Here is a 21,760-nt window from a genome sequence, read left to right as displayed (position 1 = left end):
GTTTTCGGCGGCGTTAGGCACTCCGCCCCGCCCGCCACCACGGGATCAGCGCGAATATCACCTGTCCCGCCAGTCCCAGCAGCGCGTGCGGCTGGCCGAGGCCCGCGAGCCATTGCGCGGGGGTCTGCCGCGCCAGAACCACCGCCAGCGCGTATTCGGCCACCATCAGCAGCGTGAAGGCGAGCGCACCCACCACCAGCGCCGCTCCGCCGGTGCCGATACCGAATCGCCGCATCAGCCAGCTAGCCGCGAACCAGCTTGCCGTCAGCATCAGCGGCAATTCGAGTGCGGTCGCGGGCAAGAGTCCGACCAGCGGTGCCAGCCACAGCGTGCGGATGGTGCCGAGCACGAAGCCCAGCGCGAAGATGATGCCCCAATAGGCAAGGCCCGCTTTCGCCCGGTTCATTCGCGCCGCCTTCCGTTCCGCTTTCCTACAGCCGTCTCGCCAGGCTAGCCCATCATCATGTCGCATTGCCACTCCGTCCCGCCGCTCGATCCGCACGGATTGCGACACGCAGCCTGCAAACAGATTACGGTCCCGAAGGGCCGCAAGGCCAACCGCCCGCCCGCAGGCGCTCGATACCGCAGGGATCGAAACGCGCCGAGGATAAGCGCCCGGAGGGGCGCTCGAAAAGGCCTCCGTTTTCCTGCTCTGGACAGTGTCTCATGTGTCTCCAACAGCATCCCGCCGCAGCTTGATCGCGCCTCGTCCGATCCCCTCCATCGCATCGCCCGCAAGCCGGAACATTTGCCTGTCTGAGCCACTGATGGGGCATGGGGGCGACAACCGGACAACCAAGGGAGACGACCGACATGACCATCAACACTCTCAAAGATCTGTATATCGATCAGCTGCAGGACATCTACAGCGCCAACCGCCAATCGGCCAAGGTCACGCAGGAGCTGCACAAGGCAGCGCATTCCGAAGACTTGAAAAGCGCGTTAAAAGCAGGTGTCGACGGGATCGAGGAAGGAATGGACCAGATCAAGCGTCTGATCCAGAACCACGATGCCGACCCGCGCGGCGAACATTGCAAGGGCATGGAAGGCCTTGTGGCCGAAGCCCGCGCCCACGGGATCGAGGCCGACATTGCGGATGAGGACGTGCGCGATGCCTCGATCATCGCACAGTACCAGCGCATGACCCACTACGGCATCTCGGGCTATGGCACCGCCTCCGCTTTCGCCAAACGGCTGGGGCTGAAGGACGATGCCAAGGTGCTCGACAAATGTCTCGACAACACGCGCGACGGCGACAAGCACATGACCTCGATCGCCTCGGGTGAAGTCAACCGGGCCGCTGCGCAGGCCTGATCATTGCCGAAGGGCTCGGCCGCGCTGGCCGGGCCCTTCGAGTTCTCAGCCCACCACCCCTGCGCCCGCCAGCACGGCGAGCGTCAGCACATCGGGCACCGCCGCCGTCATCGGCACGATCTGCACCGGCTTTTCCATGCCGATCAGCATCGGGCCGATGGTGGCATTGCTGCCCAACTCGCGCAGTAGCTTGGCCGACAGGTTGGCCGATTGCAGGCCAGGCATGACCAGCACGTTGGCAGGGCCCGACAGGCGGCTGAACGGATACAGCGCCATCACCTTGGGGTTGAGCGCGGCATCGGGGGCCATTTCGCCTTCGTATTCGAAGCCGGGATCCTCCCGGTCGAGGATCGCCACCGCCTCGCGGATGCTGGTGAGCCATTGGCCCGAGGGGTTGCCGAAGGTCGAATAGCTGAGAAACGCGACCCGCGGCTCATGCCCCATGCGGCGCGCGACCGCAGCGGTCTCCTTGGCGATATGGGCCAGTTCCAATGCGTTGGGGCGTTCGTTGATCGTGGTGTCGGCAAGGAATGTGGTGTGGTTCTTGCCGATCATCATGTGGATGCCGAACGGCAGCGCGCCCTGCTTGTGCTCCAGCACCAGGTTCACTTCGCGCACTGTCTGGGCAAAGGTGCGGGTCATGCCGGTGATGATCCCGTCACCATGCCCCAGCGCAACCAGCAGCGCGGCGAACACATTGCGTTCCTGATTGACCATGCGGCGCACGTCACGCTCGGTAAAGCCGCGCCGTTGCAAGCGCTTGTAGAGGAAGTCGACCATCGCGGGCACATGCTCGCTATCGGCTGAATTCTGGATCTCGAAACTGGACGGATCGGCCACCGAAAGCTGGTGCAGCTTGTCGAGCACCGCCTTGGTGCGGCCTACCAGAATTGGCGTGCCGTAGCCGAAATCGCGGAACTGGATCGCGGCGCGCAGCACCACTTCCTCCTCCGCCTCGGCAAACACCATCCGCTTGGGATTGGCCTTGGCGACTTCGTAGACGCCCGACAGCACCGAAGTGGTGGGGTTGAGGCGCGAGCGCAGCTGGATGCGATACGCCTCGAAATCCTCGATCCGCGCGCGCGCCACGCCCGAATCCATCGCCGCCTTGGCCACGGCAGAGGATACGACCTCGATCAGGCGCGGGTCGAACGGCGCGGGGATGATGTAATCGGTGCCGAACTTGTGGTTCTTGCCATAGGCGCTCGCCACTTCCTCCGGCACCTGCTGCCGCGCGAGTTCGGCGATGGCTTGGGCGGCTGCGACCTTCATTTCTTCATTGATGGTGGTCGCCTGCACATCCAGCGCACCGCGGAAGATGAAGGGGAAGCCCAGCACATTGTTGACCTGATTGGGGAAATCGCTGCGCCCGGTGGCGATGATCGCATCGGGGCGCACCGCCTTGGCTTCATCGGGCATAATTTCCGGCACCGGGTTGGCCATCGCAAAGATGATCGGCTTGTCCGCCATCTTGCGCACCCATTCGGGCTTCAGCGCGCCCGCCGCCGACAGGCCGAGGAAGATGTCCGCCCCCGCCAGCGCCTCTTCAAGGCTGGTGGCGGTTGTCGCGACAGCGTGCGCGCTCTTCCACTGGTCGACGCCTTCGCGACCCGGCGTGATCGGGCCGGAGCGGTCGCACATGATGACGTTTTCATGGGGCACGCCCATCGCCTTGATCAGCGCGGTGCAGGCAATCGCCGCCGCGCCTGCGCCGTTGACCACCACCTTCACATCGCGGAAATCGCGCCCGGTGATGTGGCAGGCATTGAGCAGGCCGGCGGCGGTGATGATCGCGGTGCCGTGCTGGTCGTCATGCATCACTGGGATCTTCATGCGTTCGCGCAGCGCGGCTTCGATGATGAAGCATTCGGGCGCCTTGATATCCTCAAGGTTGATACCGCCGAACGTCGGCTCCATCAGGGCGACCGCGTTGATGAAGGCTTCGGGGTCTTCGGTATCGAGTTCGATGTCGATCGAATCCACGTCGGCAAAGCGTTTGAACAGCACCGCCTTGCCTTCCATCACCGGCTTCGATGCCAGCGCGCCAAGATTGCCCAGCCCGAGGATCGCGGTGCCGTTGCTGATCACCGCCACAAGGTTCGCCTTGGCGGTGTAGCGCGCGGCGAGTGCGGGATCGGCGGCGATCGCTTCCACTGGCGCGGCCACACCGGGCGAATAGGCAAGGCTGAGGTCGCGCTGCGAGGTCATCGGTTTGGTGGCGACGATCTCCAGCTTACCGGGACGGATCGTCTCGTGATAGAACAGCGCCTCGCGAGTGGTGAACCCGCCCTTGTTCTGATTGGCGTTTTCATCGGCCATGTTGCCCGGTCCCTCTTGCCTTGATCCGCTTGTGAGCGGCTGGTCTTAGCGGCGCGGGTAGCGCAGCGATAGGCCACAAATGGCCTGCATCGGGGGAAAGCCGTAAGGGCAGTCATTCCGAATCGGCGCGTGTGTGGCTAGTCCCGCAGAATGCCTGCCCTCCACGATCCCCCACCGTCATCGAAGCCCACCCCGATGATGGCGCAGTATCTCGCTTTGCGGGAAGAAGCGGGCGATGCGCTGCTGTTCTACCGGATGGGCGATTTCTTCGAATTGTTCTTCGATGATGCGCGCGCAGCGGCCCAGATTCTCGACATCGCCCTGACCACGCGGGGCGAGCATAATGGCCAGCCGATCCCGATGTGCGGGGTGCCGGTGCATTCGGCAGAAGGCTATCTGGCGCGGCTGATCAAGGCGGGTTGCCGGGTGGCGATTGCCGAGCAGGTGGAAACGCCCGACGAAGCCAAGGCGCGGGCCAAGCGCGAAGGCACGCCTTCGTCAAAGGCGCTGGTGGGCCGCGCGATCGTGCGGCTGGTGACGGCGGGCACTCTGACAGAGGAAGCCCTGCTGAACCCGCGCCGCGCCAATGTGCTGGTGGCGCTGGCGGAACTGCGCGGCACCATCGGGATCGCCGCCTGCGACGTTTCGACCGGGGCGATGGTGCTGGAGGAATGCGCGCCCGCAATGCTCGGCGCGGCACTCGCCCGGATTACGCCGAGCGAGGTGGTGGTGCCTGAAGATTGGGAGACCGAAGCCCTTGGCGCGACGGACGAGGCGATCCTGCGCCCCCGCAGCACATTCGCCAGCGATTCCGGGGCGGAGCGGCTGAAGGCGGTTCATGGTGTCGCCACGCTGGACGCGTTCGGGGAGTTCACCCGCGCGATGCTGGCGGCAGCAGCGGGCCTGATCGCCTATCTCGACCATGCCGGGCGCGGCAAACTGCCGCTGTTGCTCCCGCCGGTGCTGCGCGCGGGCGCGGCGGGAATGGCGATGGATGAGGCGACGCGGGCCAGCCTCGAGATCCTCGAATCCACCACCGGCGCGCGCGCGGGCAGCCTGATTGGCGCGGTCGACCGCTGCATCACCGGGGCGGGGTCGCGACTGCTGGCCGAAGACCTTTCCGCACCGCTGCTCGACCGCGCGGCGATCGAGGCTCGGCTGGCGATGGTGCAGTTCTGGCGCGACCGTCCGATCGAGCGCGCGCAATTGCGCGACGCCCTGCGCGCGATCCCCGATCTGGGCCGTGCGCTCGGACGGGTGGTGGCGGGCAGAGGTTCCCCGCGCGATCTGGGGCAGTTGCGCGATGGCCTCACCGAAGCGATGCGGTTGCATCACTGGCTAAGCGGCGCGCCCGACAAGCCTGCGCTGCTGGACGAAGTGCTGACCCGCCTCATCGGCCACGGCGCGCTGACCGATCTGTTCTCCCGCGCACTCGTCCCCTCGCCCCCGACCGAGCGCGGCAATGGAGGCTATATCGCCGACGGGTACGACGCCGGACTGGACGAATTGCGCGCCACGTCGGGCGATGCGCGCCGGGCGATTGCGGCAATGGAGGCGCGGTATCGCGAGGACACCGGCATCGCCACGCTGAAAATCCGCCACAACGGCGTGCTGGGCTATTTCATCGAGGTCGCGGCGCGCCATGCCGACCGGCTGATGGCACCCGACAGCAGCTTTACCCACCGCCAGACGATGAAGGACGCGGTGCGGTTCAATTCGCTCAAGCTGCACGAGGAAGCCGGGCGCATCGCCGAGGCGGGCGGCCACGCGCTGGCAGCGGAAGAAGCGCATTTCGAGGAGCTGGTGGGCGAAGTCGTCGCGGCGCGGGAAGCCATCGCCGCGACTGCCGCCGCGCTCGCCCGGATCGATGTCGCTGCCGCCATTGCCGAACGCGCAGGCGAAGGCGACTGGTGCCGTCCGGAAATTGCCGAGGACACCGCGCTTGCCATCACCGGCGGGCGGCATCCGGTGGTCGAAGCGGCGCTCGCCAAGGCGGGCGATCGGTTCGTCGCCAATGATTGCACGCTCGGCACTGCCAACCGGTTGTGGCTGATTGGCGGGCCGAACATGGGCGGCAAATCGACCTTCCTGCGGCAGAACGCCCTGATCGTGCTGCTGGCGCAGGCCGGATGCTTCGTCCCGGCAACATCGGCCCGGATCGGGCTGGTCGACAGATTGTTCAGCCGGGTCGGTGCGGCGGATAATCTGGCACGCGGCCGTTCTACCTTCATGGTCGAGATGGTCGAGACCGCCGCCATCCTCGCGCAGACGACGCAGCGCAGCTTCGTTATTCTGGACGAAGTCGGGCGCGGCACATCGACCTATGACGGTCTAGCGCTGGCCTGGGCGGTGGCCGAAGCTGTGCATTCGCGTATCGCGTGCCGCTGCCTGTTCGCCACCCATTATCATGAACTCGCGCGGCTGGCGGAAACCTGCGAGGCGCTGAGCCTTCACCATGTCCGCGCACGCGAATGGCAGGGCGATCTGGTGCTGCTGCACGAATTGGCCGAAGGGCCGGCGGACCGGTCTTACGGGCTGGCGGTGGCGCGGCTCGCGGGGGTGCCCGCCGCAGTGGTCGAGCGGGCCAAATCCGTGCTCGAAAAGCTCGAGGCGACCCGCGAGGCGACCGGCGGGATTGCCGCTGGCCTGGGCGATCTGCCGCTGTTTGCGGCGCTTCGCCCCGAACCAGCGCCTGCATCGGCAGAACAGCAATTGGCCGAGGTTTTGCGCGCTGCCGATCTCGATGCGCTGACCCCGCGCGAGGCGCTGGATCTGCTGTATGAGTGGAAGCGCGGCCTGCCCGCCGTACGCTAGGGCGCGTCCGCTCTATCGGCGAGGCCGTCCGCTCTCGCGCGTGCCGTCCTTCCCGCCGACGACAACGTCATCATCGCCGTCATTGCCCGGATCATACTTGCCCGGCGTGTCGTCGTGATTGGGTTCGCCGACATAGGCCGAATTATCGATCCGGCCGGTATCTTCCATCCGGCGCATTTCCTCGACCAGATCGGTTTCGCTGCCTGCGACGTTGTCCACGCCGGGCGAAGGACGCTTGCGGCTTTCGGTGCCGCCCGGCTGTTCGTTGACACCGTTCTGAGCATCGGCGGCGACATCCTGCGCCTGCTGGCCGCGCTGATCCTGTTCGGAATTGTGGTTTTCGGGCGCGAGGCCTGCGGGCCGCCCGCCGTCCGGTGATGGTGTGTTACGTTGGGTCATGGTCGATTTCCTTTCATCCACCTAACGCCCCACACGTGGCCGAGGTTGCACGCCGAGCGGCGGCGCGGGCACCTGACGCGCCGAACCGCGTGCACCGAACCTTAACCCTGTCCGATCTAGCCTGCCCCCATGTCGAAGAGTCCTCTCGCCAACAGCAAGACCGCGCTGGTCTTCGCCGCAATGACGATCATCAGCACCTTGATGATGGTCGGGCCGCGCGATGGCAACGGGGTGCTGGACGCAACGATCGATCGCTTCGCCAAGCAGCGCGAAACGGCGCCCGAACAGGCGCCAACGGTGTCCGAGAAGCCCCGCGTTATTGCCGAGCCGCTTGATCCTGCAAGTGGCTGGGGCGGCACGACCGCGCCGGTGTTCGGTGATTATTCCGCCGAGGAAGTCATCCCGGACGAGCCGGAAACACCATCCGGTCCGAACCGGCCCTCACGCTCCACGAGCCGCAATGCCGCACCCCCTGTACCTGTCGGCGGGCCTGTGACCCCCGATTTTCCCGGAGTGCCCGTTCCGCGACCGGACAGGGCGGGCGCACCCGACTGACGAAGGCCCGGCTTTCGGCGGTCAGCGTGTGGGAACCGGTGCCTCGCCGGTGTAATCATAAAAGCCGCGCCCGGTCTTGCGCCCCAGCCACCCGGCCTCGACATATTTCACCAGCAGCGGCGCAGGCCGGTACTTGCTGTCGCGGGTGGTCCGGTACAGCACGGTGATGATGTCGAGACAGGTGTCGAGCCCGACGAAATCCGCCAGTTGCAGCGGCCCCATCGGGTGGTTGAGACCCAGACGGCAGCCCTTGTCGATATCCTCGATCCCCGCCGTGCCCTGTCCGAGCACGAACACCGCCTCGTTGATCATCGGCAGCAGGATGCGGTTGACGACGAAGCCGGGTTCGTCCTGGCTCAGCACCACTTCCTTGCCCAGCCCGCGGGCGAAGGCGGTGATGCGGTCGGTCGTGCCTTCCGCCGTGGCGAGGCCGGGGATGACTTCGATCAGGCCCATGACAGGCACCGGATTGAAGAAATGCAGCCCGATAAAACGCGCAGGATCGGGCGAAAAATTGGCCATGCGGGTGATCGGTATCGACGAGGTGTTCGACGCCATGATCGCATTGGCGCTCAGCACCTTTCCGGCGCTCTCGAAGATCGCGTTCTTGATTTCCTCGCGCTCGGTGGCGGCTTCGATGATCAGGTCGGCTTCGGCGAAAGGCGCGTAATCGGCGACGGGAGTGATCCGGGCGAGCAGCGCCTCGGCGTCGGCGGCCTCGATCTTGCCGCGACCCATCAGCTTGACTAGCGCCTTGTCGATGGCGGCCTTGCCCGCTTCGGCGCGGGCCAGATCAACGTCCGACAGCATGACGGCCATACCATGAGCGGCCACAGTCTGAGCAATGCCGGTTCCCATCTGGCCGGCGCCGATGACGGCGATGTTGCGCATGGCAATTCCCTTCGCAAGTGCAGCAATGGCGCCGCCCTAGCGAGGATCATCAGCGCTGACTAGCGATTAGCGCCGGGAACCCACTTCACATCCTCGCGCCCGTCGGCATTCGCCACGCGGGCGAGCACGAACAGCAGATCGGACAGCCGGTTGATATAGGCGAGCGCCGCGGGATTGACCGGAGTCTCTGCCGCCAGCGTTACCATCGCGCGTTCGGCCGCGCGGGTGGTGGCGCGGGCGACATGGACACGCGCCGCCGCTTCGCTGCCGCCGGGCAGCACGAAACTGGTCAGCGGTTCGAGCCGTTCGTTGAGCGCATCGATCTGCGCCTCGATCCATTCGGCCTGCGCGGGCACGATCCGCAGCACCATTTCGGACGAGGTGAAATCGTCGTTCTCCGCCGGAGTCGCCAGATCGGCGCCCAAATCGAATATATCGTTCTGAACCCGGATCAGCAGCGCGCGCTGGTCCGCGTCGGCAATCGCACAGATGGCAAGGCCGATCGCGCTGTTCGCTTCGTCCACCAGCCCCATCGCGCTGATACGGGCAGAGAATTTCGGGCAGCGCGAGCCATCGACCAGACCGGTCGTCCCGTCATCCCCGGTGCGGGTGTAAATCTTGTTGAGCTTGACCATCAGGGCAGGCGCCTGTGATCAGCGAGCGACAGCGAGAATGATCGCCACCACCACGATCGCCAGCGCCTGATACTTGATCCGCGCGAACATCGCCTTGTTCTGGGCGAGTTGCATATCGGTGGCAGTTTCGCTCTCGCCCGTTTCGAGGTCGATCTTGGTGGTTTTAAGAAAAGCCACGATGCCCTTGATCAGCGAAAACGCGACAAGGCCCATCAGGACGAGCAAAACGGCGATGAGGAAATAGTTCATGGCTCTTAAATGGACAGTCCGGCCTCAAGTTCCAAGCCGCAAATGCTGCAACCGTACTTGCTGTGCAAGCATCCGGCCATCCTCGCCCGCCAGCCGCCGTTCGGCCAGCGCAGGCGAACCGCGCCGCTTGGCGAGTTTCTGCCCTGTGTCGTCCGTCAGCAGCGCATGGTGATGCCAGCGCGGCACCGGCAGCCCGAGCAGCGCCTGCAAGGTGCGGTGGACGTGAGTGGCCGCAAACAGATCGGCGCCGCGCGTCACCAGCGTGACCCGGTCGGCTGCATCGTCGAGCGTGACGGCGAGGTGATAGCTGGCGGGCAGATCTTTCCTGACCAGCACAACATCGCCAAGTTGGGTGAGGTCGACCGGAATGGTGCCTGCCAGGGCATCCTTCCAGTTGATCGCCCCTGTCGCAGCCAGCGCCGCTGCCGCATCGAGCCGCCATGCAGCGCCGCGAGCCGATTCGGGCGGCGTGTGCTTGCAGGTGCCGGGGTAAATCAGCCCATCGGAACCGGCGATGGCTCCCGCCGCCTCGATCTGCTTGCGGGTGCAGGTGCAGGGATAAAGCAGCCCGCGCGCCTTCAGCGCCTGTGCCGCCGCCGCATAGCTTTCCAGCCGGGTCGATTGCGCGGGCACTTCGTCCCATTCCAACCCCAGCCATGCCAGATCGCGGCGAAACTCGTCGGCCAGTTCCGGGCGGGATCGCGGCCCGTCAATATCCTCTATTCGCAGCAGAAATCGTCCGCCACCAGCCTTGGCCAGATCATGCGCGATAATCGCCGAAAGCGCATGGCCGAGGTGCAGCGGCCCGTTGGGGCTCGGCGCGAAACGGGTAACGATTTGGCTAGGTTCCGGCATCGCCCACGGCCATGCCACAGCAGCTATCCTTGCGTCATCCACAGACTTGGCCACAGGCTGTCACTGTGGATAGCGACCCTGTCACGGGTTTGACTCTTTCGCCTGCCACGGCATGTTCAGGTCAATCAGGAAGGGACGCGCGCAGTGTTCAACGCCGAACTGATCGAGAAAGCAGCCCGGTTTCGCGGCGTCGATGAAGACCCGACGCGCAACCTTTCGGCCTGCCCGGCGCTGGTGCTCAACGCCGATTACACCCCGCTGTCCTATTACCCGCTGAGCCTGTGGCCATGGCAGACCGCCATCAAGGCGGTGTTCCTCGACCGGGTGGACATTGTCGCCAGCTACGAACGCGAGGTGCATTCGCCCAGCCTCGACATGAAGATCCCCAGCGTGATCGCGCTGCGGCAATATGTGAAGCACAGCGAATTTCCCGCCTTCACCCGCTTCAACCTGTTCCTGCGCGACCGTTTCCAGTGCCAGTATTGCGGCAGCACCGACCACCTGACCTTCGACCACGTGATCCCGCGCCGGCTGGGCGGGCGCACCACGTGGGAGAACATCATAACCGCCTGCGCGCCATGCAACATGAAGAAAGGCGGGCGCACCCCCAAGCAGGCCGGAATGCCGGTGCACCGCACCCCGATCCGTCCGACGAGCTGGCAATTGCAGCAGCACGGCAAGCAGTTCCCGCCGGGGTACCTGCACGAGACGTGGCGCGACTGGCTCTACTGGGACATCGAGCTGGAGGCTTGAGGGTTATTCGCTGAAGTCGTAGCGATTTCCTGAAATGCTTCAGTGCGATTGCAATTACACCGAGGGATCCAATGACCGATGATGTCCGCCTGCGAGATGGAGGCGCAGGGCTTGCGGGAGCCTCGTTGGCGTTCTGGTTCTGCGATGTCTTTCTAGGTGCCAACCATGCGGACAAAGGTGCCTACATCACGATGGTTGGCATGATGGCCTGCCTGATCCTGATTCGTCGCCGCCGCGCGCAGGCTGATGCGGTCTGAAGCTCATCAGGCGCGATCAGAGCGGTCACAAACCACATATAATCGATCATCCGCAGACGCAGCAGCTCGGTCGATCAGGTCACCGCTGCCCTTTGGCTGAACTCCGCTCTTTGCCACTCCCCGCTCGCCAGCACCTCAGCCAGATTCCGCGCAGCCGCAGCGATGTCGGCGAAGCCGACATAGGCAGGCGCGAAGCCCAGCCGCAGCACGTCGGGATCGCGGAAATCGCCGATCACGCCGCGCGCGATCAGGGCCTGGCAGATCGCGTAGGCATCGGGGTGGCGGAACGATAGCTGGCTGCCGCGCGCGTTACTTTTGGGCGGGCTGACCAGTTCGAGATCGACCTCGAGCGCCATCAGGCATTCGAGGAAGAACTCCGACAACGCCTGAGACTTCGCGTAAAGCCGCCCCACCCCGATCTCTGCGATCAAATCGACGCCCACCTCCAGTGCGGCGAGGCCCAGTACCGGAGAGGTGCCGCACATCAGCTGCTCGACCCCCGGCGCAGGGGCGTAGTTGTCGGAGAAGGCGAACGGCGCGGCGTGACCGAACCACCCGGTCAGCGGCTGATCGAGCGCGGGGTGGTGCCGCTCCGCGACAAAGGCGAAGGCTGGCGCACCCGGCCCTCCGCACAGGTATTTGTACCCGCATCCTACCGCGAAATCCGCGCCTGCGCCGGTGAGGTCAACCGGCATCGCCCCGGTCGAATGCGACAGGTCCCACAGCACCAGCGCGCCCGCTTCATGCGCGGCGCGGGTGAGCGCCGCCATGTCGTGCAACGCGCCGCTCTTGTAATGCACATGGGTGAGCATCAGCAGCGCGACATCATCGTCCAGCGCTTCCACCAACCGTTCCCGTTCCGCCAGCCGCCGCTCCGCCAGCCCCTGCCGCTCCAGCCCGGCGATCATGTAAAGATCCGTCGGGAAATTTCGCGGCTCGGACAGGATCACCTTGCGGCCCGGGCGCATGGCCAGCGCCGCTGCGATCAGCTTGAACAGGTTCACGCTGGTCGAATCGCAGGCGATCACTTCGTGCGGAGCGGCCCCGATCAGTGGCGCGATTTTGCCGCCGATGCGGCTTGCCGCGTCGAACCAGCCTGCCCCACCAAAATCAGGGCCGTTCCACGACCGGATCAGCCCCGCGCCCCACTCCTGCTCCACCACGCGCGCCATCGCCGCCGGGGTCGCCTTGGGCAGCGCGCCGAGCGAATTGCCGTCGAGGTAGATCACGCCTTCTGGCAGCGTGAACCGGTCGCGATAGGGGCCGAGCGGATCGGCGGCATCGAATTCGCGGGCGCGTTCTTCAGGGCTCATACCAACTCCCTCAGCACCGCGCGCACGGGCGAGGCATCGCCACCAACGATCGGCAGCGGCAGCGCGATCAGTTCATAGCGGCCCGGCGGCACCGCATCGAGCACCAGCCCTTCCAGCACCCGGATATCGTGGCGCAGCACCGCAAGGTGCGCGTCCATCGTCTTCGACATCTGCGGATCGATCGACGGCCCGTCGAGCCCCACCAGCCGCACGCCTGCCGTTGCCAGCGCATCGATGGTGGCAGGCGCAATAGCGACGGTTTCGTCCTCCCACGCATCCTGCGGGAAGGCCGCAAAGGTGCGGAACAATACGCGCTGCGTTCCGTGCAATTCGGGCAGGTGCTCGGGCAGGATCAGCGGCTCCGCTTCTCGTGCATCGATCACCAGACATTCGCCCAGATAAGGCGCCAAATCGACGCTGGCGATATCAGGCGCGTCTGCCGCGTAATGCAGCGGCGCATCGGCGTGCGCGCCCGAATGGGTCGACATGGTCAGCGCCGAGACATTGACGGGCGAGCCGTCCTCCATCTGCCACGTGCCCGCCTGCGTGAAAGCGGTATCGCCCGGCCACACCGGCAGGCCGGGGCGCAACTTCTGCGAAATGTCCCAGATCCGCCTTTGCTTTTGGGGCGTCATATCGCGGTTCTCACGCTGAGCAGTTCGGGGAAGAACGCCTGCTTCAGCACGCCTTCGAGGTAGGGCACGCCGGGGGTGCCTCCGGTGCCGCGTTTGAAGCCGATGATCCGCTCCACCGTCTTGAGATGGCCGAACCGCCAGCGCTGGAAATGGTATTCCAGATCGACCAGCTTTTCGGCGAGTTCATACAGATCCCAGTGATCCTGCGGGTCGCGGTAGATCGCCGCCCATGCCGCCTCGACACTGGCATTGTGCTGATAGGGCGCAGTCGTATCGCGCGCCGCCGCAGCTGCATCAATGGCGAATCCGCGCCGCGCCAGCAGGTGGATCGCGGCGTCATACAGGCTTGCGCGCCCGCGCTCCGCCTCCAGCCGCGGCGCCCAGTCTTCATTGCTCTTGTGCAGCTTCACATGGCGGCCATCGCGTCCCCCCAGCATGAATTCCATCATCCGGTACTGCGCCGACTGGAACCCGCTCGATGCGCCCAGATGCGGGCGGATCGCGGAATAATCATGCGGGGTCATGGTGCTAAGCACATCCCAGCTCTGGATCAATTGTTGCTGCGCGCGCGCCACTCTGGCGAGCATCTTGAACGCCGGGCGCAGGTTGTCGGCCTCGATACATTCGCGCGCGGCGGTCAATTCGTGCAGGCACAGTTTGAGCCACAGCTCGCTCGCCTGATGGACGATGATGAACAGCAATTCGTCATGCGCGTCCGATGCCGGGTGCTGCGCTGCTAGCACGCGGCCCAGATCGAGATAGCTGGCGTAGGTGACGTTGTCGGCCATGAAGCACTGTCCCTAGCGCGGGGCGGCAGCCATGGGAACTATCCCTCGATAACGCGGGCCTCGGGATGGTGCTTGTCGATATGCCGCAGGATTATCTTGAGGTTTCTGGTGTTGGAACGGAAGACGAAATCCGCCGCGTCGCCCAGGATCGGAATCGCGCCGATCGCGGTGTCGAACACCACGTTCATGCCCATCCGCGCGAGCTTCCACTTGGGGAGGCCGAGATTACGCGCCTCCCACACGATATAGGCACCCATCGACGCGGTCACGATCTCGCCCAGCACCGGAATCAGCCCGACCAGCGCATCCAGCCCGACCGGAACATTCACGCCGGGCACCACGAAACTGCGTTCGAGCAGATGCTCCATCGCCGTCACCCGCGCGCGCACGGAGGCAGGATCGCTCCCGGTGGGCAATGTCATCCCGATGATACGCGGGGCGTCGGGGCGGCGGTTGGTGTTCGTATCCATCACTGTCATGTGGGGGGCTGGGACAGCGGGAACAAGGGGTGGAGCCCCCACTGGTTGGCGAGGTAATTCCTGAGCGATCCGCGCACCAACGACCAGCGCACCGGCGCGCCGAGCGGAATATAGACTTCCTGTTCGACCAGTTCAGCATGGGCTTCGGCGAGCAACCGCTCGCGCTCGGCCGGGTCGGGTTCCGTCAGCGATTGGCGCACCAGCGCATCGGCGTCGGGCGAACACAAGCCGGCGTCGAGCGCGCAGTGGAACTGGTTGAGATACCAGCGCGGCGAGGAATAGCGCGCGATAGCGTCGCGAAGCTCGATTTCGGCCCCTTCGCCCGGTGCCTTGCGTTCCACGCTGACACCGATGGTGGCCCAGGCATCGGCGAGCTGGCGCAGCAGCAGATCGCTGCCGGGGCCATCGGGCAGGCCGACGCTGATTTGTGCATCTTCGCCGGATTGCGCTTCCCATGCCCGGATGCGGGCCGCTGCGGTTTCGCGGCGTTGCTCGATTGAGAGTTCCGGCCAGCGCTGCGGCGGAAACTGCGAATCGGCGAACAGGCCCGGCGGCACGATCCAGGTGCTGGCCTGCCAGCCGCCAAGCCCGAACGGCTGGATCAGCGCCGAGCGGTCGATCGCCATCGACAAAGCCTCACGCCGGGCCGGATCGGCGAGCAGGTCGGTCTCCTTGCGGATGACCAGCCCGAGCAGGCCCATCGCCGGATCGACCTGAATCGTTCCGCGTGACAGCGGACCGGCCTCGGCCAGCGGGAAATCGATGATGCTGCCCCCCAGCACCAGATCGACATCCCCGCGCGAAAAGGCGGCGACGGCTTCGGTGGTCGACAATGGCTGAATGTATAGTGGGCGCGCGATCGCCTCCCAGTCCTCGCGTGCCGGCATGCCGCGTGTTTCGGGCGGCAGAGCGGACAGGCGGGCCAGCGGCCCATCCTCATCGCGCGACACAACCATCGGCCCTGCCCCGCTGCCGCTTTTGACGAAGCCGAGTTCGGGCTGAGCGAGCAGGCGCAGGAAATCGGGCATCGGCGCGGACAGTCGCACTTCGACCACGCGCCCCGTCATCGCGCGGATTTCTTCTACCTTGCCCAGATCGAGGCCGAGCGAAGTACCGCGCAGACGCCGGATGTTCTCACGCAGCAGGCGGCGGACGTCGGCGGCGGTAATCTCCTGGTCATCGGGCCAGTTGCCTTCGCGCAGACGGAAAATATAGCTGAGCCCGTCATCGGTGACGATCCAGCGCTCCGCCAGCGCCGGGACGACCTGCCCTCCGGGATCGAGCGAAACCAGGCCTTCGAAGGTTGCCGCACGCAGGTGCTGGGCTCCGGGCGAAAGCCTTACGCTCTGCTGAAACAGGCTCTCGGGCGTGCCGATGATCGCCACACTGATCGGCCCGTCGCCGCTGGAAGGGCCACAGGAAGCGAGCAGAAGCAATATCGGCAACAAGGTCAGGCGGATTCGCATCGCGGTGTGCGTAGCAGCTTGCGATGCGGCGGTCAGCTTGACCAGTGGTTTATTATCCGGCGAAATCCCGGTGCATCGCGATCAGATCTTGCGGAGCTTGCCCGGTTCCGGTGGCGGCGGTGCGCGATGCGCCCATGAGGGCTTGACCAGCGACGCTGCCGGCAAATTGTCGCTTTGCAACGGACGGCGCGCCAACTGGGAATCGATTTCCTCATCGAACGCGATTCCGATGCGGTTGTCCTGGACCCAGGCGACGCTCCCGGGGACAATGCCGATATTGCGCAGTTCGATATCGACGCGGTTGCCGCGCTGAACCTTCAGACTGCCTTCGGCCATCATTCCGCCGTCGGAGAGGTTGCGCACGCGCACCCGGTGGGCATCGAGCCCCTGCTCGATGCGAATGTCGGCCAACAGGAACAGGCTGTCGCGCGCCACGCTCCGTGTCTCAACTCCCGTCATTTCAGGATCGCCCCCATGTCATTGCGTATCGTCCCAGCGACGACGTCGTGCAGAATAGGATATTAGCCCGACAAACGCCATGACGCGGTAGGCAAATGCGGTAAACGGGAGGTAAATTACAGGCCGCAAGCGGCCGCTATCGACGATGCCGTCCCAAGCCGGGACAGGCCGCTGCACGATGGTTTAGGATCAGTCGTCGCGCGAGATTTTTTCGCGGCGTTCGTGGGCTTCCTGTGCCTCAACGGTCATGGTCGCGACCGGACGGGCGATCAGGCGGCGCAGACCGATCGGATCACCCGACACCTCGCAATAGCCGTATTCACCCTGTTCCAGCCGGCGCAGCGCGGAATCGATCTTGGCCACCAGCTTGCGTTGACGGTCGCGGGTGCGCAGTTCGATGCCCCAGTCGGTTTCGCTCGACGCGCGATCGGTAAGATCCGCCTCGCGCAGCGGGCCGTCCGCCAGCGATTGCAGGGTCTGTCCGGCGGCGGAATGGATCGAACGTTTCCATTCGATCAGCAGCATCCTGAAATAGGTCTGCTGCCGTTCGCTCATGTATTCCTCGTCCTCGCTCGGGACGTAGTCCTCGGCGAGCAGGCGCTTGGCCTTTTCGAGGATGTCGATTTCGTCAGACGCCGCAGATGCCATGTCGCCCTCTAATCCCATAAAGCTGCTTGCAAGGGCCGTATGTGCTGGCGCCTGAACGTTTTCATCGGTCCATTCGACCCCGGCCCGTTGCAGCTATGGGCGCGCTATAGGCAAGCCCCTCCGAGCACACAAGCGGGTTTGGCAAACGCCGGCGACGAAAGGCGGCGATGCGGCGCGAAAGGCGCTGCAGCCCGGGCGGCGAAAGCCAGAAAGTCACGGGCGCGTTAACCAATTCTTGACCATGTTAGCCGAATTCTTGGGCAACGGAGGGCCGCAAGCGAGCGGTTCGGTGGGTAACGGGGACTAACAATGCAACTGATCACGATTAAAGGCCGGGGGAAAAATCTTTCACGTGAAACACGCGCTGATCCGGAAATCGACCTGGCGTTGGCACGCTGGCTTGCGGCTGCGGCCCATGGCGATGCCACGGCCTGCTTCGATCTCGGTGTGGCTTTTTCCACGGGTAGCAATGGTGCAGAATGCGATCTGATCGAAGCGCACAAATGGTTCAATCTGGCCGCCGCACGCGGTCACGATGAAGCCTCGCATTGCCGGGCAGACATCTCCGACGACATGACCGCTCGCGAAATCGCCGAAGCCCAGCGCCGTGCGCGCCAGTGGTTGACGCAGGAGCGGATGCGCGCCGCCTGAGCAGGCGTTAGCCGCCCTTTTTGAACGGGGTGCGGGTGCCGAGATACATCTGGTCGGTAGCAACGCCCGCGCGTTCGCGTTCGAGGAAATCCGCGACCGCTGCGCCGAAGCCGGGATCGGAGATCCAGTGTGCCGACCACGTCTGCACCGGCTCATATCCGCGTGCCAGCTTATGCCCGCCCTGCGCGCCCGCCTCGACGCGCCTCAGCCCGCGCGCAATTGCGATGTCGATCGCCTGATAATAGCACAGCTCGAAATGCAGGAATCGCACGTCGCGTCTGCAGCCCCAGTATCGGCCATACAGCGCCTCCGACCCGGCGAAGTTCAGCGCGCCCGCAGTCGGTTCGTCCCCGTCATAGGCAAGGATCAGGATGATCCGGTCGCCCATACGCTGGCCGAGCAGGCTGAAAGCTTCGCGGGTCAGGTAAGGCTGGCCCCATTTGCGCGCGCCGGTATCCTGATAGAATATCCAGAACGCGTCCCAGTGTTCCTCGGTTATGTCCGCGCCGGTGATGTGCCGGATTGTCAGCCCATTGACCGCCGCCGCACGCTCTTTCCGCAGATCCTTGCGCTTGCGCGAAGCGAGCGCGCCGAGGAAGTCGTCGAAGCTGTCATAGCCGCGATTGAACCAGTGGAACTGGATATCCGAGCGCTTCATCCATCCCGCGTTCTCGAACAGCGGCAACTGTTCGGGCGCGATGAAGGTGGCGTGGGCCGATGACATTCCGTTCTGCGCGCACACGACCTCCGCGCCCTTGAGCAGATGCGCGGCAAGCGCCGGGTCGGAGAGCAAAAGGCGCGGCCCGGTCGCGGGGGTGAACGGCGCAGCAATCTGGAGCTTGGGATAATAGCGCCCGCCTGCCCGGTGCCACGCATCGGCCCAGCTATGATCGAACACATATTCGCCCTGACTATGCGCTTTGACATAGGATGGCATCGCAGCCAGCAACCCGCCCGCATCATCGGTGATCGCAATCGGCGCAGGCTCCCATCCGGTGCCGGGCCCGACAGACCCCGAATCCTCCATCGCGGTCAGAAATTCGTGGGAGACGAAGGGGTTGTCCTTGCCACCGAGCGCGTTCCATTCGGTCGCATCGAAGCTGCCGACGGAAGGGGCAAGGCGGACGATCAACTCGCGATCACTCATGCGACGCCCGCGCCTTCGACGATCAGCGCATCGGCGTTCGCCAGCGCCAAGCGCCTCGTCTCGGGTGAATTAACCGTCCAGGTCAGCACCGGCATCCCCTTGGCGCGCAGCCGGACGACCCACCGGCTGGGCAAGGCGGCGATATGATAGGCGAGGAAATCGGGCCGGGCGATCCACCGCGCCAGCCGCCTTTGCCATGCCGATTGCGTGTGGCCGAATTCGTCCTCTCGCATGACCAACCCGCACGGGGTTTCTAACGACTGTCGGCGGAACCAGCGGGGGACGCGGGGATCGAAGCTCATAACGGCATGATCGCCGGAATAGTCCTTGAGCAGCAGGCTGACACACTGACAGGTCCGCTCCACATCGTAGCCCGGGCGCGACTTGATCTCGATCAGCACCGGCACGCGGCCCGCGACGAATTCAAGAAGTGTCACCAGCCTCATCGGGAGTTGATCGGTGCCGAGCAGGCGCAGGGTTTCGAGCTCTTCCGCAATCCGCTGCCCGGTTTCACCTTCCCCTCCCGTCAGCCGCGCGAGATCCCAATCGTGAAACACCATCGGGTGATCGTCGCGGCTGCGCTGGACATCGCATTCGATCCCCATGCCCGCCGCAATGGCCGCCGCCGCCGCCGCGCGGGAATTTTCCGGCACGCCCTCCCCATGCAGTCCGCGATGGGCGTATTCCCACCGGGTCAGCCAATCCGGAGCGCGGCGTTCGGCCACCAAGCGTCAGGCATCCTTCAACGCGACGATCGCATCGACTTCCACCGCCGCGCCGCGCGGCAGGGCAGGCACGCCGACAGCGGCGCGGGCGTGCTTGCCGGCATCGCCAAACACCTGCTCCATCAGATCTGACGCGCCATTGGCGACTTCGGGCTGATCGGTGAAATCGGCAGTGCAATTGATGAAGGCACCCAATTTGACGATCCGCTCCACGCGGTCGAGCAGGCCCGCCGCATCCAGTTGCGCGATGATCATCAGCCCGCAGGCACGCGCGGCGGCCTGCCCGGCTTCGACATTGACATCATCGCCCAGCCGTCCCTTGATCAGCGCGCCGTCCACGAACGGCAACTGGCCGGATACATAGGCAAAGCCGCCATGCGCCACCACCGGCACATAGCTGGCAACCGGAGCCGCGGCTTTGGGCAGAGTAATGCCGAGTTCGGCCAATTTTGCGGAAATGGTCATTTTCAATCCTCCAAACGTTTAAGCAGCCACGGCAGGGCTTCATCCCAGGTGTCGATCCGGGCTTCGGCGTGGCCCGCTTTGTGCGCGCAATCAATGGCGTGGGCGATCATCGGTTCGCCGCACAGGTGCAGCCGTGTGACATGCGGGGTAATCCCGGCGACCGAGGCGTGATGCTGCGCCAGATCGTCGATGAACACCGCGTGGGTCGGCGCGTATTCGTCCATGATCGCCTTCAGCGCCGGGCCTTTCGGGCCTTGGTTGGTGAACACCCGCGCATTGATACCGACCGCCGCCAGCTGTGCGGCCCGGGCATCGCGGTGGCCATCGACAAGGTTGGTGAGAATCACCACGTCGGCCTTTTCAGCCAACGTGTTGATCCCGTCGACCGCGCCTGCAATCGGCATCTGGCTGTCCATTTCGTTATCGAAAAACCGGCCCAGCATTTTCCAGATATCCGCCGGAGCCAGCAGCTCGCCGTTTTCCTGCCAGCGCAGCGCCTCGGTGAAATTGTGGCCTTCAAGGTTGAAGGCAACCCCCTGGCTCGCCTCCAGCCAGTCCTTGAACGGGGCGACCATGTGCAGCAGCACTTCGTCGCAGTCGGAGATGATCAGGGGGCGGGTCATGATGTCAAAGCGTCCTTGGCGGCAACCAGTTCCTCCGGCGTTACCGCGAGCGCCTCGGCCGCACGGATCAGGTCGGGTTCGTGGTTGGTGAGAAATTCCAGCGCCGAGGCCAGGATCATCGGATCGCCCAGCCCGGCCCTAAGAGTATCGGGATCGAGCCCAGTCATATCAAGGTAGCGCGCGGCGCGATCCTCGCCTTCAAGGATCCAGCCGAGTGCGGCCAGCGCCAGGGTCTGCGGGTGCACGGGTTCGGCTTGCGGGCGAAGCGGGATTGTCCTGTCCTTCAGGCAAGGTTAGTCGTAAGACGGGCGAATGCGGGGCGAGCAGTGACAAAACGGATAATGGTTGTCGAGGATAATGACCTCAACAGGAAATTGTTCTGTGACGTTCTCAGGGCCAACGGGTTCGAGGTCGAGCCGGTGGCCGATGGCAGCACCGTGCTGGCCACGGCGCGGGCGATGGCGCCCGATCTCATCATCATGGACATCCAGCTCGGCGGGATATCGGGTGTCGACCTGATCGAGGCGGCCAAGGCTGACCGGATGCTCAGCGCGATTCCGGTGCTGGCGGTGACGGCCTTTGCGGCCAAGGGTGATGAAGAACGGATTCGTGCAGCAGGCGCGGCAGGGTATCTGTCCAAGCCGGTTTCGATCAGCCCGTTCATGAACGCGGTGCGCGATTTGCTGCCTGCCGCCTAGATCAGGTTCTCGATCAGGAACACGCCCAGCGTCAGCCCCAGCCCACCCAGAAACAGGCGATAGGCGAGCGCCAGATAGCGATATTTGCGGCGGTGGAGCACCTGCCCGTTCTGGTAGAGATCGCGCAACATGATCCGGTACAGCGCCTCGTCTGATCGCAGGGCATCAAACAGATCAGTGGTCCACTGTTCTTCGGAAATCGTCGAAAAGTGTCCGAAAAACAGGGGGTTGAAATGTTCCCGTGCGACCGCCTTCGCACGCATCGGCGGGGTAATCGCCAATACGGCGCAGATTGCCGATGCAAAGGCTGTCACCGCGAGGCAGATCACCGACCAGTTGACGTCGCCCGAAAACGCTTGGGTAATCACCAGCGAAAACACCACAAATGTCGCGCCGATCAGGATATTGGCCTTGCCGTCGGCCATCTGCGATAGTGACAGCGTGTTCAATTGCGCGGTGCGTATCAGGTGAACGCTGTTCACCGATAGCGGCGCGCTGGGCGCTTCCTCAGGCTCGTTTTCACTCACGGCGCACCCCCAAATCATCCCGCCCCAGCGGCCAAACCTTGACAAGCTGCATCATCCGCCGTTTTGCAAGCGTATTATATGTGGCGGCAACGCCC

Annotated in this window: 27 protein-coding genes; 7 read left to right on the top strand and 20 right to left on the bottom strand. The window is 64.7% G+C overall.

Annotated elements, in window-relative coordinates:
• Window positions 1–13 precede the first annotated feature (13 nt).
• Complete coding sequence (locus Q0L48_RS12320) at window positions 14–406, bottom strand: hypothetical protein (protein WP_296721406.1); 393 nt, start codon at window positions 404–406, stop codon at window positions 14–16.
• A 407-nt stretch (window positions 407–813) separates the two neighbouring features.
• Here Q0L48_RS12320 and Q0L48_RS12315 point away from each other — a divergent pair, with 407 nt between their 5' ends.
• Complete coding sequence (locus tag Q0L48_RS12315; RefSeq protein WP_296721405.1) at window positions 814–1,314, top strand: ferritin-like domain-containing protein; 501 nt, start codon at window positions 814–816, stop codon at window positions 1,312–1,314.
• A gap of 45 nt (window positions 1,315–1,359) precedes the next feature.
• Here the strand turns inward: Q0L48_RS12315 and Q0L48_RS12310 are convergent, their stop codons facing one another.
• Window positions 1,360–3,633, bottom strand: coding sequence for an NADP-dependent malic enzyme (locus Q0L48_RS12310; RefSeq protein ID WP_296721404.1), 2,274 nt, complete (start codon window positions 3,631–3,633; stop codon window positions 1,360–1,362).
• 195 nt (window positions 3,634–3,828) lie between these two features.
• Here Q0L48_RS12310 and mutS point away from each other — a divergent pair, with 195 nt between their 5' ends.
• On the top strand, window positions 3,829–6,447 hold the full coding sequence (gene mutS / locus Q0L48_RS12305) for a DNA mismatch repair protein MutS (protein WP_296721403.1): 2,619 nt from the start codon (window positions 3,829–3,831) through the stop codon (window positions 6,445–6,447).
• A 12-nt stretch (window positions 6,448–6,459) separates the two neighbouring features.
• On the opposite strand, the gene Q0L48_RS12300 is transcribed toward mutS, so the two are convergent.
• Window positions 6,460–6,846, bottom strand: coding sequence for a hypothetical protein (locus Q0L48_RS12300; protein WP_296721402.1), 387 nt, complete (start codon window positions 6,844–6,846; stop codon window positions 6,460–6,462).
• Between the two features lie 129 nt (window positions 6,847–6,975).
• Between Q0L48_RS12300 and Q0L48_RS12295 the strand changes: the two genes are divergently transcribed.
• Window positions 6,976–7,401 (top strand): hypothetical protein, encoded by a 426-nt coding sequence (locus Q0L48_RS12295; RefSeq protein WP_296721400.1) that lies wholly within the window; start codon window positions 6,976–6,978, stop codon window positions 7,399–7,401.
• Between the two features lie 21 nt (window positions 7,402–7,422).
• On the opposite strand, the gene Q0L48_RS12290 is transcribed toward Q0L48_RS12295, so the two are convergent.
• The 4 genes from Q0L48_RS12290 to gluQRS are packed head-to-tail and all read right to left on the bottom strand — an operon-like array spanning window position 7,423 to window position 10,031.
• Entirely contained in the window at window positions 7,423–8,292 is an 870-nt protein-coding gene (locus Q0L48_RS12290) for a 3-hydroxyacyl-CoA dehydrogenase NAD-binding domain-containing protein (protein ID WP_296721399.1), read from the bottom strand.
• Window positions 8,293–8,351: 59 nt separating this feature from the next.
• The gene (locus Q0L48_RS12285; protein ID WP_296721397.1) at window positions 8,352–8,927 is read right to left on the bottom strand and encodes a cob(I)yrinic acid a,c-diamide adenosyltransferase; all 576 of its coding nucleotides are present in this window, start codon (window positions 8,925–8,927) and stop codon (window positions 8,352–8,354) included.
• 18 nt (window positions 8,928–8,945) lie between these two features.
• A complete protein-coding gene (locus Q0L48_RS12280; RefSeq protein WP_296721396.1) occupies window positions 8,946–9,176 on the bottom strand; it encodes a hypothetical protein in 231 nt (76 codons plus the stop codon).
• Window positions 9,177–9,200: 24 nt separating this feature from the next.
• Window positions 9,201–10,031 (bottom strand): tRNA glutamyl-Q(34) synthetase GluQRS, encoded by an 831-nt coding sequence (gluQRS, locus tag Q0L48_RS12275; protein ID WP_296721394.1) that lies wholly within the window; start codon window positions 10,029–10,031, stop codon window positions 9,201–9,203.
• Between the two features lie 162 nt (window positions 10,032–10,193).
• Between gluQRS and Q0L48_RS12270 the strand changes: the two genes are divergently transcribed.
• Both Q0L48_RS12270 and Q0L48_RS12265 read left to right on the top strand, forming a co-directional pair.
• A complete protein-coding gene (locus Q0L48_RS12270) occupies window positions 10,194–10,784 on the top strand; it encodes an HNH endonuclease (protein WP_296721418.1) in 591 nt (196 codons plus the stop codon).
• Between the two features lie 71 nt (window positions 10,785–10,855).
• Window positions 10,856–11,041, top strand: coding sequence for a hypothetical protein (locus tag Q0L48_RS12265; RefSeq protein WP_296721392.1), 186 nt, complete (start codon window positions 10,856–10,858; stop codon window positions 11,039–11,041).
• A gap of 74 nt (window positions 11,042–11,115) precedes the next feature.
• Here the strand turns inward: Q0L48_RS12265 and kynU are convergent, their stop codons facing one another.
• The 7 genes from kynU to dksA all read right to left on the bottom strand — a co-directional run bounded on the left by kynU (window position 11,116) and on the right by dksA (window position 16,829).
• Window positions 11,116–12,354: a kynureninase gene (gene kynU / locus Q0L48_RS12260; RefSeq protein ID WP_296721391.1), complete on the bottom strand. Its 1,239-nt coding sequence runs from the start codon at window positions 12,352–12,354 to the stop codon at window positions 11,116–11,118.
• Window positions 12,351–12,989, bottom strand: a complete 639-nt coding sequence (gene kynB / locus Q0L48_RS12255; RefSeq protein WP_296721389.1) for an arylformamidase — start codon at window positions 12,987–12,989, stop codon at window positions 12,351–12,353. Before kynB ends, kynU begins: the two co-directional genes overlap by 4 nt.
• Window positions 12,986–13,777, bottom strand: a complete 792-nt coding sequence (locus Q0L48_RS12250; protein ID WP_296721387.1) for a tryptophan 2,3-dioxygenase family protein — start codon at window positions 13,775–13,777, stop codon at window positions 12,986–12,988. The genes kynB and Q0L48_RS12250 overlap by 4 nt, the downstream gene beginning before the upstream one ends.
• 38 nt (window positions 13,778–13,815) lie before the next feature.
• Entirely contained in the window at window positions 13,816–14,256 is a 441-nt protein-coding gene (locus Q0L48_RS12245) for a DUF4112 domain-containing protein (protein WP_296721385.1), read from the bottom strand.
• Window positions 14,253–15,722: an ABC transporter substrate-binding protein gene (locus tag Q0L48_RS12240; RefSeq protein WP_296721384.1), complete on the bottom strand. Its 1,470-nt coding sequence runs from the start codon at window positions 15,720–15,722 to the stop codon at window positions 14,253–14,255. The genes Q0L48_RS12245 and Q0L48_RS12240 overlap by 4 nt, the downstream gene beginning before the upstream one ends.
• Before the next feature lie 81 nt (window positions 15,723–15,803).
• Window positions 15,804–16,157 carry a PilZ domain-containing protein gene (locus tag Q0L48_RS12235; protein ID WP_367274040.1) on the bottom strand — a complete coding sequence of 118 codons (354 nt, stop codon included), beginning with the start codon at window positions 16,155–16,157 and terminating at the stop codon, window positions 15,804–15,806.
• Window positions 16,158–16,370: 213 nt separating this feature from the next.
• Complete coding sequence (gene dksA, locus Q0L48_RS12230) at window positions 16,371–16,829, bottom strand: RNA polymerase-binding protein DksA (protein WP_296721380.1); 459 nt, start codon at window positions 16,827–16,829, stop codon at window positions 16,371–16,373.
• A gap of 309 nt (window positions 16,830–17,138) precedes the next feature.
• On the opposite strand from dksA, the gene Q0L48_RS12225 reads away from it, so the two are divergent.
• Window positions 17,139–17,480, top strand: coding sequence for a hypothetical protein (locus Q0L48_RS12225; protein WP_296721378.1), 342 nt, complete (start codon window positions 17,139–17,141; stop codon window positions 17,478–17,480).
• 7 nt (window positions 17,481–17,487) lie between these two features.
• Here the strand turns inward: Q0L48_RS12225 and Q0L48_RS12220 are convergent, their stop codons facing one another.
• From Q0L48_RS12220 to Q0L48_RS12200, 5 genes are read right to left on the bottom strand one after another with little or no spacing between them, the layout of a single operon-like run.
• Window positions 17,488–18,627 (bottom strand): GNAT family N-acetyltransferase, encoded by a 1,140-nt coding sequence (locus Q0L48_RS12220; protein WP_296721376.1) that lies wholly within the window; start codon window positions 18,625–18,627, stop codon window positions 17,488–17,490.
• Entirely contained in the window at window positions 18,624–19,352 is a 729-nt protein-coding gene (locus tag Q0L48_RS12215) for a glycerophosphodiester phosphodiesterase family protein (protein WP_296721375.1), read from the bottom strand. The genes Q0L48_RS12220 and Q0L48_RS12215 overlap by 4 nt, the downstream gene beginning before the upstream one ends.
• Window positions 19,353–19,358: 6 nt before the next feature.
• Window positions 19,359–19,817, bottom strand: coding sequence for a RidA family protein (locus Q0L48_RS12210; protein ID WP_296721373.1), 459 nt, complete (start codon window positions 19,815–19,817; stop codon window positions 19,359–19,361).
• Between the two features lie 2 nt (window positions 19,818–19,819).
• Window positions 19,820–20,440, bottom strand: coding sequence for an HAD family hydrolase (locus Q0L48_RS12205; protein WP_296721371.1), 621 nt, complete (start codon window positions 20,438–20,440; stop codon window positions 19,820–19,822).
• A complete protein-coding gene (locus Q0L48_RS12200; protein ID WP_296721369.1) occupies window positions 20,437–20,685 on the bottom strand; it encodes a DUF3572 domain-containing protein in 249 nt (82 codons plus the stop codon). The genes Q0L48_RS12205 and Q0L48_RS12200 overlap by 4 nt, the downstream gene beginning before the upstream one ends.
• A gap of 81 nt (window positions 20,686–20,766) precedes the next feature.
• On the opposite strand from Q0L48_RS12200, the gene Q0L48_RS12195 reads away from it, so the two are divergent.
• Window positions 20,767–21,138, top strand: coding sequence for a response regulator (locus Q0L48_RS12195; RefSeq protein WP_296721367.1), 372 nt, complete (start codon window positions 20,767–20,769; stop codon window positions 21,136–21,138).
• Here the strand turns inward: Q0L48_RS12195 and Q0L48_RS12190 are convergent.
• Window positions 21,135–21,665, bottom strand: a complete 531-nt coding sequence (locus Q0L48_RS12190) for a Pycsar system effector family protein (protein WP_296721365.1) — start codon at window positions 21,663–21,665, stop codon at window positions 21,135–21,137. The genes Q0L48_RS12195 and Q0L48_RS12190 overlap by 4 nt on opposite strands.
• Window positions 21,666–21,760 lie beyond the last annotated feature (95 nt).

This window comes from Erythrobacter sp. (genome assembly GCF_024305245.1).
Lineage (GTDB): Bacteria > Pseudomonadota > Alphaproteobacteria > Sphingomonadales > Sphingomonadaceae > Erythrobacter.
Note: the sequence above shows the minus strand (reverse complement) of the source record. Positions and strands in the feature narration are given on the sequence as shown.

Bases quoted from the DNA above. Each gene is read 5' to 3' on its own strand.
- Q0L48_RS12320 (WP_296721406.1), bottom strand. From the start codon at position 406: ATGAACCGGGCGAAAGCGGGCCTTGCCTATTGGGGCATCATCTTCGCG.
- Q0L48_RS12315 (WP_296721405.1), top strand. From the start codon at position 814: ATGACCATCAACACTCTCAAAGATCTGTATATCGATCAGCTGCAGGAC.
- Q0L48_RS12310 (WP_296721404.1), bottom strand. From the start codon at position 3,633: ATGGCCGATGAAAACGCCAATCAGAACAAGGGCGGGTTCACCACTCGC.
- mutS (WP_296721403.1), top strand. From the start codon at position 3,829: ATGATGGCGCAGTATCTCGCTTTGCGGGAAGAAGCGGGCGATGCGCTG.
- Q0L48_RS12300 (WP_296721402.1), bottom strand. From the start codon at position 6,846: ATGACCCAACGTAACACACCATCACCGGACGGCGGGCGGCCCGCAGGC.
- Q0L48_RS12295 (WP_296721400.1), top strand. From the start codon at position 6,976: ATGTCGAAGAGTCCTCTCGCCAACAGCAAGACCGCGCTGGTCTTCGCC.
- Q0L48_RS12290 (WP_296721399.1), bottom strand. From the start codon at position 8,292: ATGCGCAACATCGCCGTCATCGGCGCCGGCCAGATGGGAACCGGCATT.
- Q0L48_RS12285 (WP_296721397.1), bottom strand. From the start codon at position 8,927: ATGGTCAAGCTCAACAAGATTTACACCCGCACCGGGGATGACGGGACG.
- Q0L48_RS12280 (WP_296721396.1), bottom strand. From the start codon at position 9,176: ATGAACTATTTCCTCATCGCCGTTTTGCTCGTCCTGATGGGCCTTGTC.
- gluQRS (WP_296721394.1), bottom strand. From the start codon at position 10,031: ATGCCGGAACCTAGCCAAATCGTTACCCGTTTCGCGCCGAGCCCCAAC.
- Q0L48_RS12265 (WP_296721392.1), top strand. From the start codon at position 10,856: ATGACCGATGATGTCCGCCTGCGAGATGGAGGCGCAGGGCTTGCGGGA.
- kynU (WP_296721391.1), bottom strand. From the start codon at position 12,354: ATGAGCCCTGAAGAACGCGCCCGCGAATTCGATGCCGCCGATCCGCTC.
- kynB (WP_296721389.1), bottom strand. From the start codon at position 12,989: ATGACGCCCCAAAAGCAAAGGCGGATCTGGGACATTTCGCAGAAGTTG.
- Q0L48_RS12250 (WP_296721387.1), bottom strand. From the start codon at position 13,777: ATGGCCGACAACGTCACCTACGCCAGCTATCTCGATCTGGGCCGCGTG.
- Q0L48_RS12245 (WP_296721385.1), bottom strand. From the start codon at position 14,256: ATGACAGTGATGGATACGAACACCAACCGCCGCCCCGACGCCCCGCGT.
- Q0L48_RS12240 (WP_296721384.1), bottom strand. From the start codon at position 15,722: ATGCGAATCCGCCTGACCTTGTTGCCGATATTGCTTCTGCTCGCTTCC.
- dksA (WP_296721380.1), bottom strand. From the start codon at position 16,829: ATGGCATCTGCGGCGTCTGACGAAATCGACATCCTCGAAAAGGCCAAG.
- Q0L48_RS12225 (WP_296721378.1), top strand. From the start codon at position 17,139: ATGCAACTGATCACGATTAAAGGCCGGGGGAAAAATCTTTCACGTGAA.
- Q0L48_RS12220 (WP_296721376.1), bottom strand. From the start codon at position 18,627: ATGAGTGATCGCGAGTTGATCGTCCGCCTTGCCCCTTCCGTCGGCAGC.
- Q0L48_RS12210 (WP_296721373.1), bottom strand. From the start codon at position 19,817: ATGACCATTTCCGCAAAATTGGCCGAACTCGGCATTACTCTGCCCAAA.
- Q0L48_RS12205 (WP_296721371.1), bottom strand. From the start codon at position 20,440: ATGACCCGCCCCCTGATCATCTCCGACTGCGACGAAGTGCTGCTGCAC.